This window comes from Bacillus cereus group sp. BfR-BA-01453 (assembly GCF_022662915.1).
Taxonomy (GTDB): domain Bacteria; phylum Bacillota; class Bacilli; order Bacillales; family Bacillaceae_G; genus Bacillus_A; species Bacillus_A paranthracis.
On sequence record NZ_JAKUEN010000007.1, the window covers coordinates 100,378 to 114,456 of the forward strand.

Sequence of the window (14,079 nt, forward strand, 5' to 3'; positions counted from 1 at the left end):
AAATTATGGTGCATCCCTTACCACAACTAGGTTACAAATATATATGTCTAGATTTCCTGCTGTATGCCGAGCTTAAAAACAAAAATTTCTCGGTTTTCACGCTATTCCATCTATCCATATTCTCCTAGTAAAGAGGGCTCTAACTCGCTATAATAATTCAGTATGATTTTTTAATTGATAGGAGGATATATTTATGAAGGCATATCGCTTTCCACTTATTTTATTATCTTCTATCCTAATTGGTGGTTTCATTGGTTATTTCATGGGTGCCGATGCAGTTGCTTTAAAGCCGCTTGGTGACATTTTCTTAAACTTAATGTTTACGATTGTTGTACCGTTAGTGTTCTTTAGCATCGCGTCATCTATTGCTAATATGGATGGATTAAAACGTTTCGGTAAAATTATGTCTAGTATGGCTGGGACTTTCTTATTTACGAGTATTTTAGCTGCTATTTTTATGATTATTGTCGTGAAAGTATTCCCGCCAGCACAAGGTGTTGTATTAGAATTAACACAACCTGACAAAGCAGAAAAAGCTGTTAGTGTTGCAGATCAAATCGTCGGTATTCTAACAGTATCTGACTTCTCGAAGTTACTATCTCGTGAAAATATGTTAGCTCTTATTTTCTTCTCTATTTTAATGGGGATTGCAACTTCAGCAGTTGGTGAAAAAGGAAAACCATTCGCTACATTCTTACAAGCTGGTGCAGAAATTTCAATGAAAGTCGTATCTTTCATTATGTACTACGCTCCAATCGGACTTGCTGCTTACTTCGCAGCATTAGTTGGTGAATTCGGACCGCAGCTTCTTGGAACTTACTTCCGAGCAGCAATGGTATACTATCCAGCATCTCTCATTTACTTCTTTGTCTTCTTTACGTTCTATGCATACCTTGCAGGTCGCAAGCAAGGTGTACAAGTATTTTGGAAGAACATGGTCTCTCCTACAGTTACATCTCTTGCAACTTGTAGTAGTGCTGCAAGTATTCCAGCGAACTTAGAAGCAACGAAGAAAATGGGTATTTCTTCTGACGTTCGTGAAACAGTTGTCCTTCTTGGATCTACACTTCATAAAGACGGCTCTGTTTTAGGGGGCGTATTAAAAATTGCTTTCTTATTCGGTATTTTCAACATGGAATTCGAAGGACCGAAAACATTAGCAATCGCACTTGTTGTTTCTCTATTAGTAGGAACAGTAATGGGCGCTATTCCAGGCGGCGGTATGATTGGTGAAATGTTAATCGTTTCTCTATACGGCTTCCCGCCAGAAGCATTGCCAATTATCGCAGCAATTAGTACAATCATTGATCCTCCTGCAACGATGTTAAACGTAACAGCAGATAACGCTTGTGCCGTAATGACAGCTCGCCTTGTAGAAGGTAAGAACTGGATCAAAAACAAATTTGCTTAATAGATAGAAAGAGGATGCTCGGTGTGAGCATCCTCTTTTTGTCGTTATTTGTTGATAAGTCGATATATTGAAAAAATCGTTGATATATTTGAAGTTATGAACGATATATCCGAAAAATCGTCCATATAATCTATTCCGCCACAAATTTGTTAAAATCTTCACAAATATTCCACATCCATTATTCATTCTCCGTACTATAATCATGTATGGAAAAGGAGATGGACCTAATGACTCAAAGCGCACCAGAATTTAAAGTTTTGCAAAGCATTGCATTCCTTGCTGTCGTTTTGCAAAGTTCGTTATTATATACAATGAATCAAGGAAATGTCTTACTTGAGCAATCCCTCATTATGGGTATGCTATTTAATCTCGCAAAATTTTCAGCACCTGCATTCATATTTATCGTCGGCTTCCACTTAATTCGTCAATATACAAAGCAACTTGCCTACGCAGAATATATTTATGAAAAAGCCGCACATTTACTCATTCCTTATCTCTTCTGGTCTATTCTTTACTTATTAACAACAAACGATATGATTACACTACAAGGCGGAATAAAAAGTGTATTACTCGGAACGGCCGCACCTCACCTTTGGTACGTGATTATGATGTTCCAAATTCACTTATTGTTCCCTTTGCTGTGCACACTATTTTATTGGTTTCAAAAACGAACAGAAAATAAAAAAGACATATATAAATATATGACTATCTTTGCTTGTTTATATTTCCTCTTAATGTGGTATTCTTCGCACTACATTTTTAATGGAGAGAAATTGACTAGCTCAACAATTTTACATTATACAGACCGTTCCTTCTTCTTCTACTCATTTTATTTCGTCATGGGAGGAATCGCTGCTGTAGCACTAAAAACTTGGCGGCTATTCGTCTTGAAACATATCCCGCTTATCACAATATTATTTTTCATCTTATTTTTATTCATCAATTATGAGTTATTTAGTTTTTACGGAGCAAACTCTATTCATTTAACCGTTTCGACTTATTTAAAACCGTCTATGTTTTTATATATCGTATGCGAAATTATTATACTTTACGTGCTTTCTATTACAATCGTACAGAGACGCGGTTTCTTATATAAAGCTTTGCGATTTATCGGGAATTACACGTATGGTGCTTATTTAGCTCACTTTTTCTTCTTGCAACTATGTACAAAGTTTCTTTCTTTATTCACACTGCAAGAAAATACAATATTATATAGCTTATTATTATTTACAATAACGGCTACAATCTCAATTTCAGCAATGGTCATTTTTAGTACACTACCATTTCATACATGGATTACAGGACCGTCCCCTAGGGCAAATGTGAGATGGGCGAAGATTGTACTTCGAAAAAATCACGAAAAGGTATGCAAACCATATCTTTGATATAATAGAATTCCATACAAGAAAAGAAAGTAGGATATACCTATGATTAATCAAATTGGACAAATTATGTTATATGTAAATAATCAAGATGAAGCCGTACAATTTTGGACTGAGACAGTAGGATTCCAAATTATTACGGAAGAAAATAACGGACAAGGGTTTCGCTGGATTGAAATTGCGCCAGCAGAAGAAGCAGGAACAAGCATCGTCCTTCACGATAAAGCGTTAATTGCAAAGATGCAACCTGAATTAAACTTAGGTACTCCTTCACTTATGTTCTTCGCTAATAACTTAGATCAACTGTATAAAGATCTTTCTGAGAAAAACGTTACTGTTGGACAAGTTGTAGATTTACCTACTGGCAGAGCTTTTAACTTCGCTGATAACGAAAACAATTACTTTGCGGTAATGGAACGCAAATAAAAAAGAAGCTATCCGAAAAAGTCGGATAGCTTCTTTCATTTTAAGAAACTTGTTCTGCATTCGTTTCCCTATGTTGTATATGGCTCGTAATCCAAGCAATTCCACCAGCAACAACGAGATAGCATAACAATATTAAAATTTGCATTTGTAATTGCGACCAATCCCCTAAAGAGATCACATCTTGCAATCCTCTAAGAGAATGAGACATTGGGAGAAATTGTCCAATTTTGCTAAGAACAGCTATATTTAATTCTCCTGGGAAAGTCCCCCCGCTCGTCGCTAACTGCAGGACAAGAAGCGTTACCGCTAAGAACTTTCCAACAAGACCAAATACTGTTACTAACATAAGAATAAACGTCATAAACGTAAAGGAAATAACGATACTTGATAAAACAAAGAGTGGCACACTTGCAACTTCTAATTTCATAACTCCTAGCACAACTACATCTACAAGCAATGCTTGAATAAGTCCAATTAAATATACCAATCCTAGTTTATTAATAAAATGTACTGTTCCACTTACTTTCATATTTTGTCTACGGCCAAGCGGTAAAATATTCGACGCCATAATTCCGCCAACATAAAACGCAAGCGATAAGAAATATGGTGCAATACCTGAACCGTAATTAGGTACGTCAGAAACTGTTGACTTCACTAATTGAACTGGCTCTGAGAACATCGTATTGCGTGCATCATCATTGCGAACATCCGCTATCTTCGCTGCGCCCTCTCCTAATTTCGTAGAAAGTTCTTTCGCACCATCGTCAAGTTTAACAAGTCCGTTCGTTAACTGATCAACACCATGATTCAGCTCTGTTCCCCCGCTCGCAAGTTGATTTACACCTTCTTGTAATGATGTAAATCCAGTTCCCCATTTCGTAAATCCATTAGCTAAATTCGCCGCACCATCTGCTATCTTTTTCGTTCCAGCAGTAGCCTCATTTAACTTAACTCCGAATGTATTTATACCTTCTTCAATCTTATGTTGACCATCCGCAAGCTTCTGTGCACCTTGTGTCAATTGTTGCTGACTATTATTTAAAGTGTTTGTTGCTTGAGCTAATCCATTAGACGTAGCAATAATCTTTTGAAAAGCAGGATCTTGCTGCACTTCTGGATGACTTTTCACGTACTCTTCTAATTGTTGTTTTACACTATTTGCTGCATTGTCCGCTTTCACTTGCCCATCAGCAAGTTTCTCACTTCCGTTCACCCATTCATTTGTACCAGCACTTAATTCACTAACCCCTGATTGTAAGTTTTTTTCACCTTGTGCTAATAACTCCATACCACTATGAAGGGATTTTGCCCCTTCACTCAGCTCATTCGCTCCGCCAGTTAAAGCTGATTGGCTAGAAGCAAGTTTTTCACTTCCCTCTTTCACTTTTGATGTCCCGTCACTTAAACGATGAATACCGTCTGCAAGCTGATTTGCTCCGTTTCTTGCATCTGTCGTTCCTTCATGTAACTTTCCAGCACCATTACTTGCATCATTCAACCCTTGTGCTAAGTCTTGAAACTTTGAAAAGACACCTTCTGTATAAGATTTCGTAATACTATTTGAAATTTTTGTTTTCATATTTTCAACAGCTGTCGTTCCAATTTGCGCTGCTACAAAGTTTTTACCTGGATTCACTTTGTACTGCAGCTGCGCTGGTTCTGGTTTCTCATCCATAAGTGTACTTACCTTTTTAGAGAAATCCTCTGGAATTGTAACAACCATATAGTACTTATCTTCTTTTAGTCCTTCATCAGCATGTTTTTCTGATACAAAATGAAAAGCTAGTTCCTTATTCTCTTTTAAATTTTTTACAAAATCGTCTCCTGCACGAATTGTTTTCTCATCCATCGCGGCACCTTTATCTAAATTTACAATCGCAACAGGTAATTTATCTAATCGTCCGTACGGATCCCAATATCCAGCTAAAAAGAATCCTGAATAAATTAAAGGAACGATTAATAAAAAAATTAAAGCGATACGTCCATGTTTATGGTGCCACATCGCTTTCCAATCTTTAAATATAAGTTGAATTCCTTTCATGAAACATACTCCTTCTCCGAATTTAACACCATTAGAATGGTTTAACAGATTTACTATACACGTCCATTTTCATACTGTATAATACATCTTTAATTATCAATTCATTCCTTTTGGTCTATAGAAAGGAGAATCAAAATGGAACTTCTTCAACTAAAATACTTTCAAACAGTCGCAAGATTAGAGCATATGACAAAAGCCGCTGAAGAATTGCATATCGCACAACCTTCGCTCAGCAAAACAATTGCTAGATTAGAAAAGGACTTAGGCGTTCCGTTATTTGACCGCCAAGGGCGACAAATTACATTAAACTCTTTCGGGAAAGTATTTTTAAAACGAGTAGAGCGCATTTTTCATGAATTAAGTGAAGGCGAACGAGAAATTAAAGATTTAGCTGACTTACAACAAAGCTCTATTACGTTGGCTGTTTCTATTCCAAGAATATTACCCGAACTAATTGGTTCTTTTTTACTAGAACATCCTAACGTTCGATTCCAACAATTTCTCGCATCTACTCCTTCTATGAAACGACAACTAGATAATATAGAAATTGACTTTTGCATTTCTTCTGTGCCAATTGAAGGCGAAGAGATTATTTGGGAACCACTTATTACAGAAGAAATTTTCTTAGTCGTCCCTTCAGGGCACCGTTTATCAGAACGTGAAATTGTATATTTGCATGAAGTAAAAGACGAACCGTTCATTAGTATGAACACTGGTTACGGATTTCGGCACTTAACAGATGAATTTTGTAAAGAAGCTGGCTTCACTCCACATATTGCTTTTGAAGTAGATGAACCAACCGTGATTAGCGACCTGATTAAGCAAGGCCTCGGCATCGCCTTTGTCCCAAGTTTAACTTTATTAAAAAACTCTACTTTAGCATTAAATAAGTTACGTATTATTGAACCAAATTGTGAGCGAACGATTGGGTTAAGCTGGTCAAAAAAACGTTACTTATCGAAAACTGCTCAGAAATTCCGTGAATTCGTAATTGATTACTTCTCCAATATTAGGACTTAAAATGATATCAAACAATAAAAGATGCCATCCCCATAGGGTGGCACCTTTTATTGTTCACTCTTCTCTAATTCTATTTCAGCTAAAAGCGGCAAAACATTATCAAAAATATGCGTATTGTTATTTTCGCCTGTTACATATCCACCGTAATATCTACTAAATACGTTGTCATTTCGGAATGTGGCCATATGATCATATAATTCCTTTGCAAACTTTGTATCACCTGTTTGTAGTACGTACAAAATCGTGAGTCCATAAGCGGCTGGCGATTCATAATTCACAGTTTGTTTTCCCGTTTCTAAATTGTAACGACCGTATAGCTTTCCATCCTCCTGGAATTTCTTCTTTATAAATTCCAAATAAGCATCTGATGAAAGGCCACCTAAACTACGATGATATGCAACGTATGATTGGTCAATAAGATTCACTTCTTTGTCGTACGTAAATGTACCATCCTCTTTATACTCTTTCGGGAATGCCCATCCATGCCTTGGATAATCCGCTAAAAATTGAACGACTTCCTCATATTGCTGAGCAGAAACTTTGCCGTACTTCTTCATATAGGAGAATGCACGCGGATTTATGTATGATGTTGTTACAAAATTATTTTGTTTTCCTGCATCTGCATCATAATAATCAACATAATAATTATCTTTTTTATTATAACGAAGTACAGCATCACTTAATTGATCGGCAAGGTTTTTATAACGCTCTTCCTTATACATTTCATAAGCACGATATAATTGTTCTATAATACGAAGATCATCTATAAGTGCATTTGTAGCTGATTGCATCTCTCCCTTTTCAGAGATTTTCCATAAAACAATTTGGTTCTTATGTACAAAGTTATTTTGAATAACCTTAACTTGTTCATCGAATAACGCTTGATCGTCTTTATCGAGTGTATATTGCAGCCATAGTCCTGCTGATTCCGATAAAGCTTCACGGCCTTTCGCTTCACCAGTACCTGCTTTTGTATCCTCTAAACGATATGTAGCAAGCGTCCCATTTTCATTCACCATATGTCTTAAAATAAAATGTTCCGTACGGTTTCCTTGCAAAGCTGACCAAAATACAATTCCACCTAAAGCGATTAAAAGAATAACGCCAATCACTATATATATACGTTTCCGCAAACTTTTCACCTCCCTAGTAAGGCTATCCTTAATTTTACCAGAACATACGTAAATGTAAAAAAGACAATCTATTAGATTGTCTCCCGTTCCTCTATGACTCACAAGCCTCTTTAGAAGGTCTATATAGCGATTCCACGAGTCGATCATACTCCCGACGCGTAATCTCTTTATTATACAGCTTCAATAATAAATCTCTATGCTCTTTTGAAAATGCCATCTTTTTAATGACTTCAGGATACATAAAACATCCTCTCCATTTCACATAAACTTCTTCACTCCGAAAACAGAACTTATGTTCGCATAAAAGATTATAAAATATTCCTTACTAAAAAACAAACAAAATATTAACTTCTTTCTATTTAGAATATTCAAACATAATATTATCATATCCACTTTTTAAATACATATATATTTTTGGAAGTTTTTTTGAATAAATCTTCCAATTCAATCAGAAAATAATGGCAAAAAAGAAGAGGAGTTTACATATGGATACGGTAACATTAGCAAGAGCATTTTTCGGTTCTTCACTAGCATTCCACATTATCTTCGCAACACTTGGCGTGGGACTTTCATTAATGATTTTTATAAGTGAAATACTCTATCACTGGAAGAAAGATTCCGACTACGCCATTATGGCAAAAAGATGGACAAAGGCCTTTGCCATCCTTCTTGGTGTAGCAATTCCAACTGGAACAATCGTTGGTGTGCAAATCTCACTGCTTTGGCCTGGTTTTGCCAAAATTGTTGGGCAGGTTATTTCTGTGCCCTTTCAAATTGAGATTTTCGCCTTCTTTTTAGAGGCTTTGTTCATGTCCATTTATGTATATGCAGCTGACAAACTACCTCCATTCATGAGATTAATCTCGCTATTCTTCGTCATGATTGGTGCCACAGCATCCGCCGTGCTTATTACATCGGCAAATACATGGATGAATACACCCGCGGGCTTTTCAATGGGACCAGATGGATCAGTTTTTAACGTCGATCCGTGGAAAGCTTTCTTTAATCCGAGTTTTGGCACGAGCGCATTCCACGTTGTGATTACAGCCTACGCAACTGGAGCTGCCGTCATTGCCTCTATCGCCGGATTTAAATTATTAAAGAAGAATGTAAGTGAACGTGAAGTGGCATATCATAAAAAAGGACTGCTGTTAGGACTCGTCGTGACATTTATTACAGGCGCTACGATGTGGCTTTCGGGACACGAATCGGCAATTGCTTTACATAAGCATTCCCCTGAAAAACTGGCATCTGCTGAAGCTTTATTTGAAACGACATCACATGCACCGTTATCAATTGGCGGCGTTGTAGATCCTAACACACTTGAACTAAACTATGCACTAGAAATTCCGAACATGCTTAGCCTACTAGTAGGACTAGACCCTAACACTGTCGTAAAAGGACTAAAGGAATTTCCACAAGAAACATGGCCACCATTTTACACGCATACACTGTTCAATTTAATGGTTGGCACTGCTGCCTTTACCTTTGCAGTTGCAGCAATTGCCCTCTTATATTGGTACTTTGTTTACCGAAAAAAAGAAACAGAGCTACCGAAGTGGCTTCTTTGGGGAGCTGCCGCATGTGGACCAGTTATGATGCTCGGCATTGAATTTGGGTGGATTTTCAGCTGTAGCGGTCGTCAGCCATGGACCATTTACGGTATGCAACGTACAGTCGACGCTTCTACACGCGCTGATTTTGTCGGTCCTTTATTTATTCTATTCATCATTTTATATATTGGACTCGGTATTTTAACAGTTTTTGTACTACGGACATTCTTTAAGAAACATCCGCTTACAAATGATTTACATCACGAAGGAGGCGATTCTCGTGCATGAGGAAAGTATTGCAATCATCATCTTATGGGCTCTTATTTTCGTATACAGTATATTAGGGTCCATCGATTTTGGAGCAGGTTTTTGGGGCATGGTATACGCAAAACATCCAACGCTAGCTGCCAAGCTTGCCAACCGATACTTATCACCGACTTGGGAAGTAACAAATACATTTCTCGTCTTTGTCGTTGTCGCTTTTCTTGGCTTCTTTCCGAAAGCCGCTTTTACCCTAGCAACGGTAATGTTCGTACCCGTTATGTTAATTCTAGTACTCGTGGCAATTCGCAGTACATTTATGGTATTTGCTTATTCCCTGCCGAAGTACCAACACCTTCTTCGTATTATTTCAGGTATTACAGGACTCTTAATCCCAGCCCTATTAATTACCGTTTTACCTGTTACAGAAGGTGCCTATATTACAATGTCTGAAGGAAAAGAAGTACTCCTATATGGAAAACTTCTTTCTAGTCCTGTTATTTATTGTTATATGCTCTTCGGACTAACTTCGGAACTATTTCTTTCCTCTCTCTTTCTTGCTGATTTTGCGAGAGAACAAGGTTCAGAAGATGCATATAGAATTTATAGAAGAAACGCGATTATCCTTGGTCCTGCAACGCTTGTTACGGCGATTATTGCCCTCGTTGTAATGGATCCGGAAACACACTGGCTTATGCAAGGGCTAATAAAGCAATTCACATGGTTTACAGTTTCTATCGTTTTATTCATTATCGGATACTCTTCTCTTTGGTGGACAAACAAGAAGTATGACACACTAGGATACCCTCGCATTGCCGTTTTAGCAGTCGTCGCTCAATATGCATTTGCAAGTTATGCTTACGGCGTTGCGCATTTACCGTATATTATTTATCCTGATGTAACTGTATTTACAAGCTTTACAACGGTCGAAACATTCTATGCATTGCTTATTCTATATGCAATTGGGATTGCAATTTTATTACCAGGATTTATTTTCTTCTGGAATTTATTCTTGAAAGATCGAACTTTTTTGAAAGAAAAATAATATTGTAGGGCCTGTTCCAAAAGGTATTTTGGGGTGGGCTCCTTTTGTCATGTTTTGTCGATAAGTCGATATAATTTAAAAATCGCTGATATATTTTGAGTTGCGCTGATATATCTCCATAATCACCTATATAAATTTTATTTACTATCTTACTGCCCCATTAATTTCTAGACTCCTCTCACAATAGTTATGTCACTAAGAGAGATACTTGTCCCATAACTTGAAAAACACATATTCATTGCACTCCGTTATACGTCTAGTTCTTCTTATTTTTTGCTGAATATACTACCAATACAAACCTTAAGACAAGCTACATTACTTTAAGGAAAAGTAGAAAGGTAGGTAAAATATGAGCATTGAAATATGGATTACTATTATTGTATTCTTCTTAACAATGATTGTTATCTTTTGGCGACCTCGTGGTTTAAATGAGGCGTGGCCGGCAGCAATTGGCGCTGGCATTATCCTGATTACTGGACTTGTATCAAAACCAGACGTCATGGACATTATTAGTAAAATTGGCGGTGCCTCCATAACGATATTAGCGACCATCGTTATGGCGGTTATATTAGAAAGCTTCGGCTTCTTCCACTGGTCTGCGGCGAAACTTGCAAACTTAGCAAAAGGTTCCGGTCGCCGTTTATACTGGTATATTCAATTATTATGTTTTCTTATGACTCTTTTATTTAATAACGACGGTAGTATTTTAATTACAACGCCAATTTTAATTCTTCTCCTAAAAAATCTTCAATTAAAACCGCATCAACAAATCCCTTATTTATTAAGCGGTGCTTTAATCGCTACTGCATCTAGTGCACCAATTGGTGTAAGTAATATCGTAAACTTAATCGCATTAAATATCGTGAATATGACTCTTTATATGCATACTGCTATGATGTTTGTACCTGCAACATTAGGACTATTGTTTATGTCATGGCTTATGTATACGGTTTTGAAGAAAAAACTTCCGAAAAAATTGCCTGTTTCTTCATATGATATTGAAGAAATATTCTTCACGAAAAACTTTCATCCGTTAAAAGGAAAAAATTCAGTTGATACGAAACAAAAACGGACAAGGTTCATGCTAAAAGTATTAGGCTTCGTCTTCCTTATGCGCTGTCTTCTATTCGTTGCATCCTTCTTATCCATCCCAATCGAGATTGTTGCCGTACTCGGTTCACTCGTTCTTCTCATTTGGAGATGGTACTACTTACGAACGAACCCTGTCGACATTTTGAAAAAGACACCTTGGCACATTTTGATTTTTGCTTTCTCTATGTATGTCATTATTTACGGGCTCCACAACGCAGGATTAACAGCAGCGCTTGTCCAATGGCTTGAACCAGTTGTAAGTCAACATCTGCTTTATGCTAGCTTTGCAATGGGTGGACTCGTTTCTCTCCTCTCCAATGTCTTCAATAATCACCCTGCACTTATGATTGGTACCATTACGTTAACAGAAATGGGATTAGATCCAGTCACATTAAAAACTATCTATCTCGCAAATATCATCGGTAGTGACATCGGTTCACTATTATTACCAATCGGTACGCTAGCTTCTCTCATTTGGATGTATATCCTGAAACAAAACAAAATTAAAGTAAAATGGAAAGACTATTTAAGTGTATCCCTTATCGTTATTCCACTCACAACAGTCGTTACATTATTCCTCTTATTCTACTGGGTACATCTCTTCTTCGCCTTATAAAGTGAAACTTTAATCAGTGGGGGTTTTGTTCATCCCCCACTGATTATTAGCCCTAACCAATCGGGCTTTTACGGGCAGTTGCCCCCCCACCTAACTTCTTTGCTTCCGTTGAATTTTGAGGTGGGGGGTCTTACTGCCCGGCAAATAGCGGGATAAACAACAGAAGCCCGCTTTGCTACCGTCTTAGCAAAGCGGGCTTCTTCTATATTTAAATTAGGTACTACAGTGTGATCAATCAAGTAAAGAGGTGTAACGTGTTATTGGTATAAATGACTACCTGTTTCTTTAAATTCTTTCGCTTTTTCTTTCATTCCTTTTTCAATTGCTTCTGTCGTTTCTAAATCATTTTCTTTTGCATATTCCCGAATATCATGTGAAATTCTCATACTACAAAACTTCGGTCCACACATGGAACAGAAATGAGCCGTTTTCGCACCTTCTGCTGGCAACGTTTCATCGTGATACTCCATCGCGCGTTCAGGATCTAAAGATAAATTAAATTGATCGCGCCAACGGAATTCAAAACGAGCTTTTGAAAGTGCATCATCACGCTGATGAGCCGTTTTATGCCCTTTCGCCAGATCAGCTGCATGCGCAGCGATTTTGTACGTAATAACACCTTCGCGTACATCATCTTTATTCGGTAAACCTAAATGTTCTTTCGGCGTTACATAACAAAGCATCGCTGTTCCAAACCAGCCAATCATCGCAGCTCCAATTGCCGATGTAATATGGTCATAACCTGGTGCAATATCTGTCGTTAAAGGCCCAAGTGTATAGAATGGTGCGCCCTGGCAAATATCAAGCTCTTTCTCCATATTTTCTTTAATTAAATGCATCGGTACATGCCCAGGCCCTTCAATCATAACTTGCACATCATGTTTCCAAGCAATCTTCGTTAATTCACCAAGTGTTTCAAGCTCAGAGAACTGCGCTTCGTCATTTGCATCTGCAATCGAACCTGGACGTAATCCATCTCCAAGAGAGAACGAAACATCGTACTGCTTCATAATTTCACAAATCTCTTCAAAATGAGTGTATAGGAAATTTTCTTTATGATGGAATAAACACCACTGTGCCATAATCGAACCACCGCGTGAAACGATACCTGTCGTACGTTTCGCCGTAATTGGAATATAACGAAGTAATACACCAGCGTGAATCGTAAAGTAATCTACGCCTTGCTCCGCTTGCTCAATTAACGTATCACGATACACTTCCCACGTTAAATCTTCTGCAATTCCGTTTACTTTTTCCAATGCTTGATAGATTGGTACAGTTCCAACTGGTACAGGTGCGTTACGAATAATCCACTCGCGCGTCGTATGAATGTTTTTACCTGTAGATAAATCCATAATCGTATCTGCACCCCAGCGAGTAGCCCACGTCATCTTCTCTACTTCTTCTGCAATAGAAGAAGATACAGCAGAGTTTCCGATATTCGCATTAACCTTCACATGGAAATTACGTCCAATAATCATCGGTTCTGCTTCAGGATGGTTAATATTCGCTGGTAAAATAGCGCGCCCTTCCGCGATTTCCTTACGAACAAACTCTGGCTCTACTCCTTCACGAATCGCAACATATTCCATCTCAGACGTAATGATGCCATTACGTGCATAATGCATTTGCGTAACATTTGCACCTTGCTTCGCTCTAAGTGGTTTACGACCCATTTGCGGGAAAACAGGTGTATGTTTCGAAGCCACTTTCACACCGTCATCCTCTGGTTTCACTTCGCGCCCTTCGTATGCTTCTACATCTCCGCGCTCTAGAATCCAAGAGTGGCGTGGCGCCTGCAACCCCTTTTCCAGCTCCACTTTATACGCAGGATCTGTATAAGGTCCGCTCGTGTCATATACACGAATTGGCGGATTCGGAACGCCGTTTGTATCGCTTTGTTCAATCTCACGCATCGGCACTTTCATACCTTCTCGTGGTCCATCCACATACACTTTCTTGCTTCCTGGTAAACTCGATTTCAATTCAATTTGCTCAGCTGAAACAGACTGTTTCATAACCTTTGTTGCCCCCCTGTACGTGACAAGGACGAGATATGGCCAGCGTATGCCAAAATAAAAAGAGCCAGGTCCATAAAA

General features: G+C 38.0%; 11 protein-coding genes. 7 read left to right on the forward strand and 4 right to left on the reverse strand.

What is annotated here, in order from left to right; translation table 11 throughout:
• Nucleotides 1–193 precede the first annotated feature (193 nt).
• The 3 genes from MR070_RS15910 (at nucleotide 194) to MR070_RS15920 (ending at nucleotide 3,219) form a co-directional block, all read left to right on the forward strand.
• Nucleotides 194–1,411 (forward strand): dicarboxylate/amino acid:cation symporter, encoded by a 1,218-nt coding sequence (locus tag MR070_RS15910; RefSeq protein ID WP_000649370.1) that lies wholly within the window; start codon nucleotides 194–196, stop codon nucleotides 1,409–1,411.
• Nucleotides 1,412–1,638: 227 nt separating this feature from the next.
• Complete coding sequence (locus tag MR070_RS15915; RefSeq protein ID WP_242261605.1) at nucleotides 1,639–2,796, forward strand: acyltransferase; 1,158 nt, start codon at nucleotides 1,639–1,641, stop codon at nucleotides 2,794–2,796.
• Between the two features lie 42 nt (nucleotides 2,797–2,838).
• Complete coding sequence (locus MR070_RS15920) at nucleotides 2,839–3,219, forward strand: VOC family protein (protein ID WP_001977028.1); 381 nt, start codon at nucleotides 2,839–2,841, stop codon at nucleotides 3,217–3,219.
• A gap of 40 nt (nucleotides 3,220–3,259) precedes the next feature.
• Here MR070_RS15920 and MR070_RS15925 read toward each other — a convergent pair whose 3' ends face one another.
• Nucleotides 3,260–5,260, reverse strand: coding sequence for a YhgE/Pip domain-containing protein (locus tag MR070_RS15925; protein ID WP_242261606.1), 2,001 nt, complete (start codon nucleotides 5,258–5,260; stop codon nucleotides 3,260–3,262).
• A gap of 135 nt (nucleotides 5,261–5,395) precedes the next feature.
• Between MR070_RS15925 and MR070_RS15930 the strand changes: the two genes are divergently transcribed.
• Entirely contained in the window at nucleotides 5,396–6,280 is an 885-nt protein-coding gene (locus MR070_RS15930) for a LysR family transcriptional regulator (RefSeq protein ID WP_242261607.1), read from the forward strand.
• Between the two features lie 47 nt (nucleotides 6,281–6,327).
• Here MR070_RS15930 and MR070_RS15935 read toward each other — a convergent pair whose 3' ends face one another.
• Complete coding sequence (locus MR070_RS15935) at nucleotides 6,328–7,413, reverse strand: transcriptional regulator (protein ID WP_242261608.1); 1,086 nt, start codon at nucleotides 7,411–7,413, stop codon at nucleotides 6,328–6,330.
• A gap of 91 nt (nucleotides 7,414–7,504) precedes the next feature.
• On the reverse strand, nucleotides 7,505–7,654 hold the full coding sequence (locus MR070_RS15940) for a hypothetical protein (protein ID WP_000283174.1): 150 nt from the start codon (nucleotides 7,652–7,654) through the stop codon (nucleotides 7,505–7,507).
• A gap of 244 nt (nucleotides 7,655–7,898) precedes the next feature.
• On the opposite strand from MR070_RS15940, the gene cydA reads away from it, so the two are divergent.
• The 3 genes from cydA to MR070_RS15955 all read left to right on the forward strand — a co-directional run bounded on the left by cydA (nucleotide 7,899) and on the right by MR070_RS15955 (nucleotide 11,980).
• Nucleotides 7,899–9,254, forward strand: a complete 1,356-nt coding sequence (gene cydA, locus MR070_RS15945; RefSeq protein ID WP_000381959.1) for a cytochrome ubiquinol oxidase subunit I — start codon at nucleotides 7,899–7,901, stop codon at nucleotides 9,252–9,254.
• Complete coding sequence (locus MR070_RS15950; protein ID WP_000544181.1) at nucleotides 9,247–10,272, forward strand: cytochrome d ubiquinol oxidase subunit II; 1,026 nt, start codon at nucleotides 9,247–9,249, stop codon at nucleotides 10,270–10,272. Before cydA ends, MR070_RS15950 begins: the two co-directional genes overlap by 8 nt.
• A 349-nt stretch (nucleotides 10,273–10,621) precedes the next feature.
• Entirely contained in the window at nucleotides 10,622–11,980 is a 1,359-nt protein-coding gene (locus tag MR070_RS15955) for an arsenic transporter (protein WP_000021134.1), read from the forward strand.
• 257 nt (nucleotides 11,981–12,237) lie between these two features.
• Here the strand turns inward: MR070_RS15955 and thiC are convergent, their stop codons facing one another.
• A complete protein-coding gene (thiC, locus tag MR070_RS15960; RefSeq protein WP_242261609.1) occupies nucleotides 12,238–13,998 on the reverse strand; it encodes a phosphomethylpyrimidine synthase ThiC in 1,761 nt (586 codons plus the stop codon).
• Nucleotides 13,999–14,079 lie beyond the last annotated feature (81 nt).

Excerpts from the sequence above, each read along its gene's own strand:
- MR070_RS15955 (WP_000021134.1), top strand. The coding sequence starts at position 10,622 with ATGAGCATTGAAATATGGATTACTATTATTGTATTCTTCTTAACAATG.
- MR070_RS15915 (WP_242261605.1), top strand. The coding sequence starts at position 1,639 with ATGACTCAAAGCGCACCAGAATTTAAAGTTTTGCAAAGCATTGCATTC.
- cydA (WP_000381959.1), top strand. The coding sequence starts at position 7,899 with ATGGATACGGTAACATTAGCAAGAGCATTTTTCGGTTCTTCACTAGCA.
- MR070_RS15930 (WP_242261607.1), top strand. The coding sequence starts at position 5,396 with ATGGAACTTCTTCAACTAAAATACTTTCAAACAGTCGCAAGATTAGAG.
- thiC (WP_242261609.1), bottom strand. The coding sequence starts at position 13,998 with ATGAAACAGTCTGTTTCAGCTGAGCAAATTGAATTGAAATCGAGTTTA.
- MR070_RS15920 (WP_001977028.1), top strand. The coding sequence starts at position 2,839 with ATGATTAATCAAATTGGACAAATTATGTTATATGTAAATAATCAAGAT.
- MR070_RS15925 (WP_242261606.1), bottom strand. The coding sequence starts at position 5,260 with ATGAAAGGAATTCAACTTATATTTAAAGATTGGAAAGCGATGTGGCAC.
- MR070_RS15940 (WP_000283174.1), bottom strand. The coding sequence starts at position 7,654 with ATGTATCCTGAAGTCATTAAAAAGATGGCATTTTCAAAAGAGCATAGA.
- MR070_RS15910 (WP_000649370.1), top strand. The coding sequence starts at position 194 with ATGAAGGCATATCGCTTTCCACTTATTTTATTATCTTCTATCCTAATT.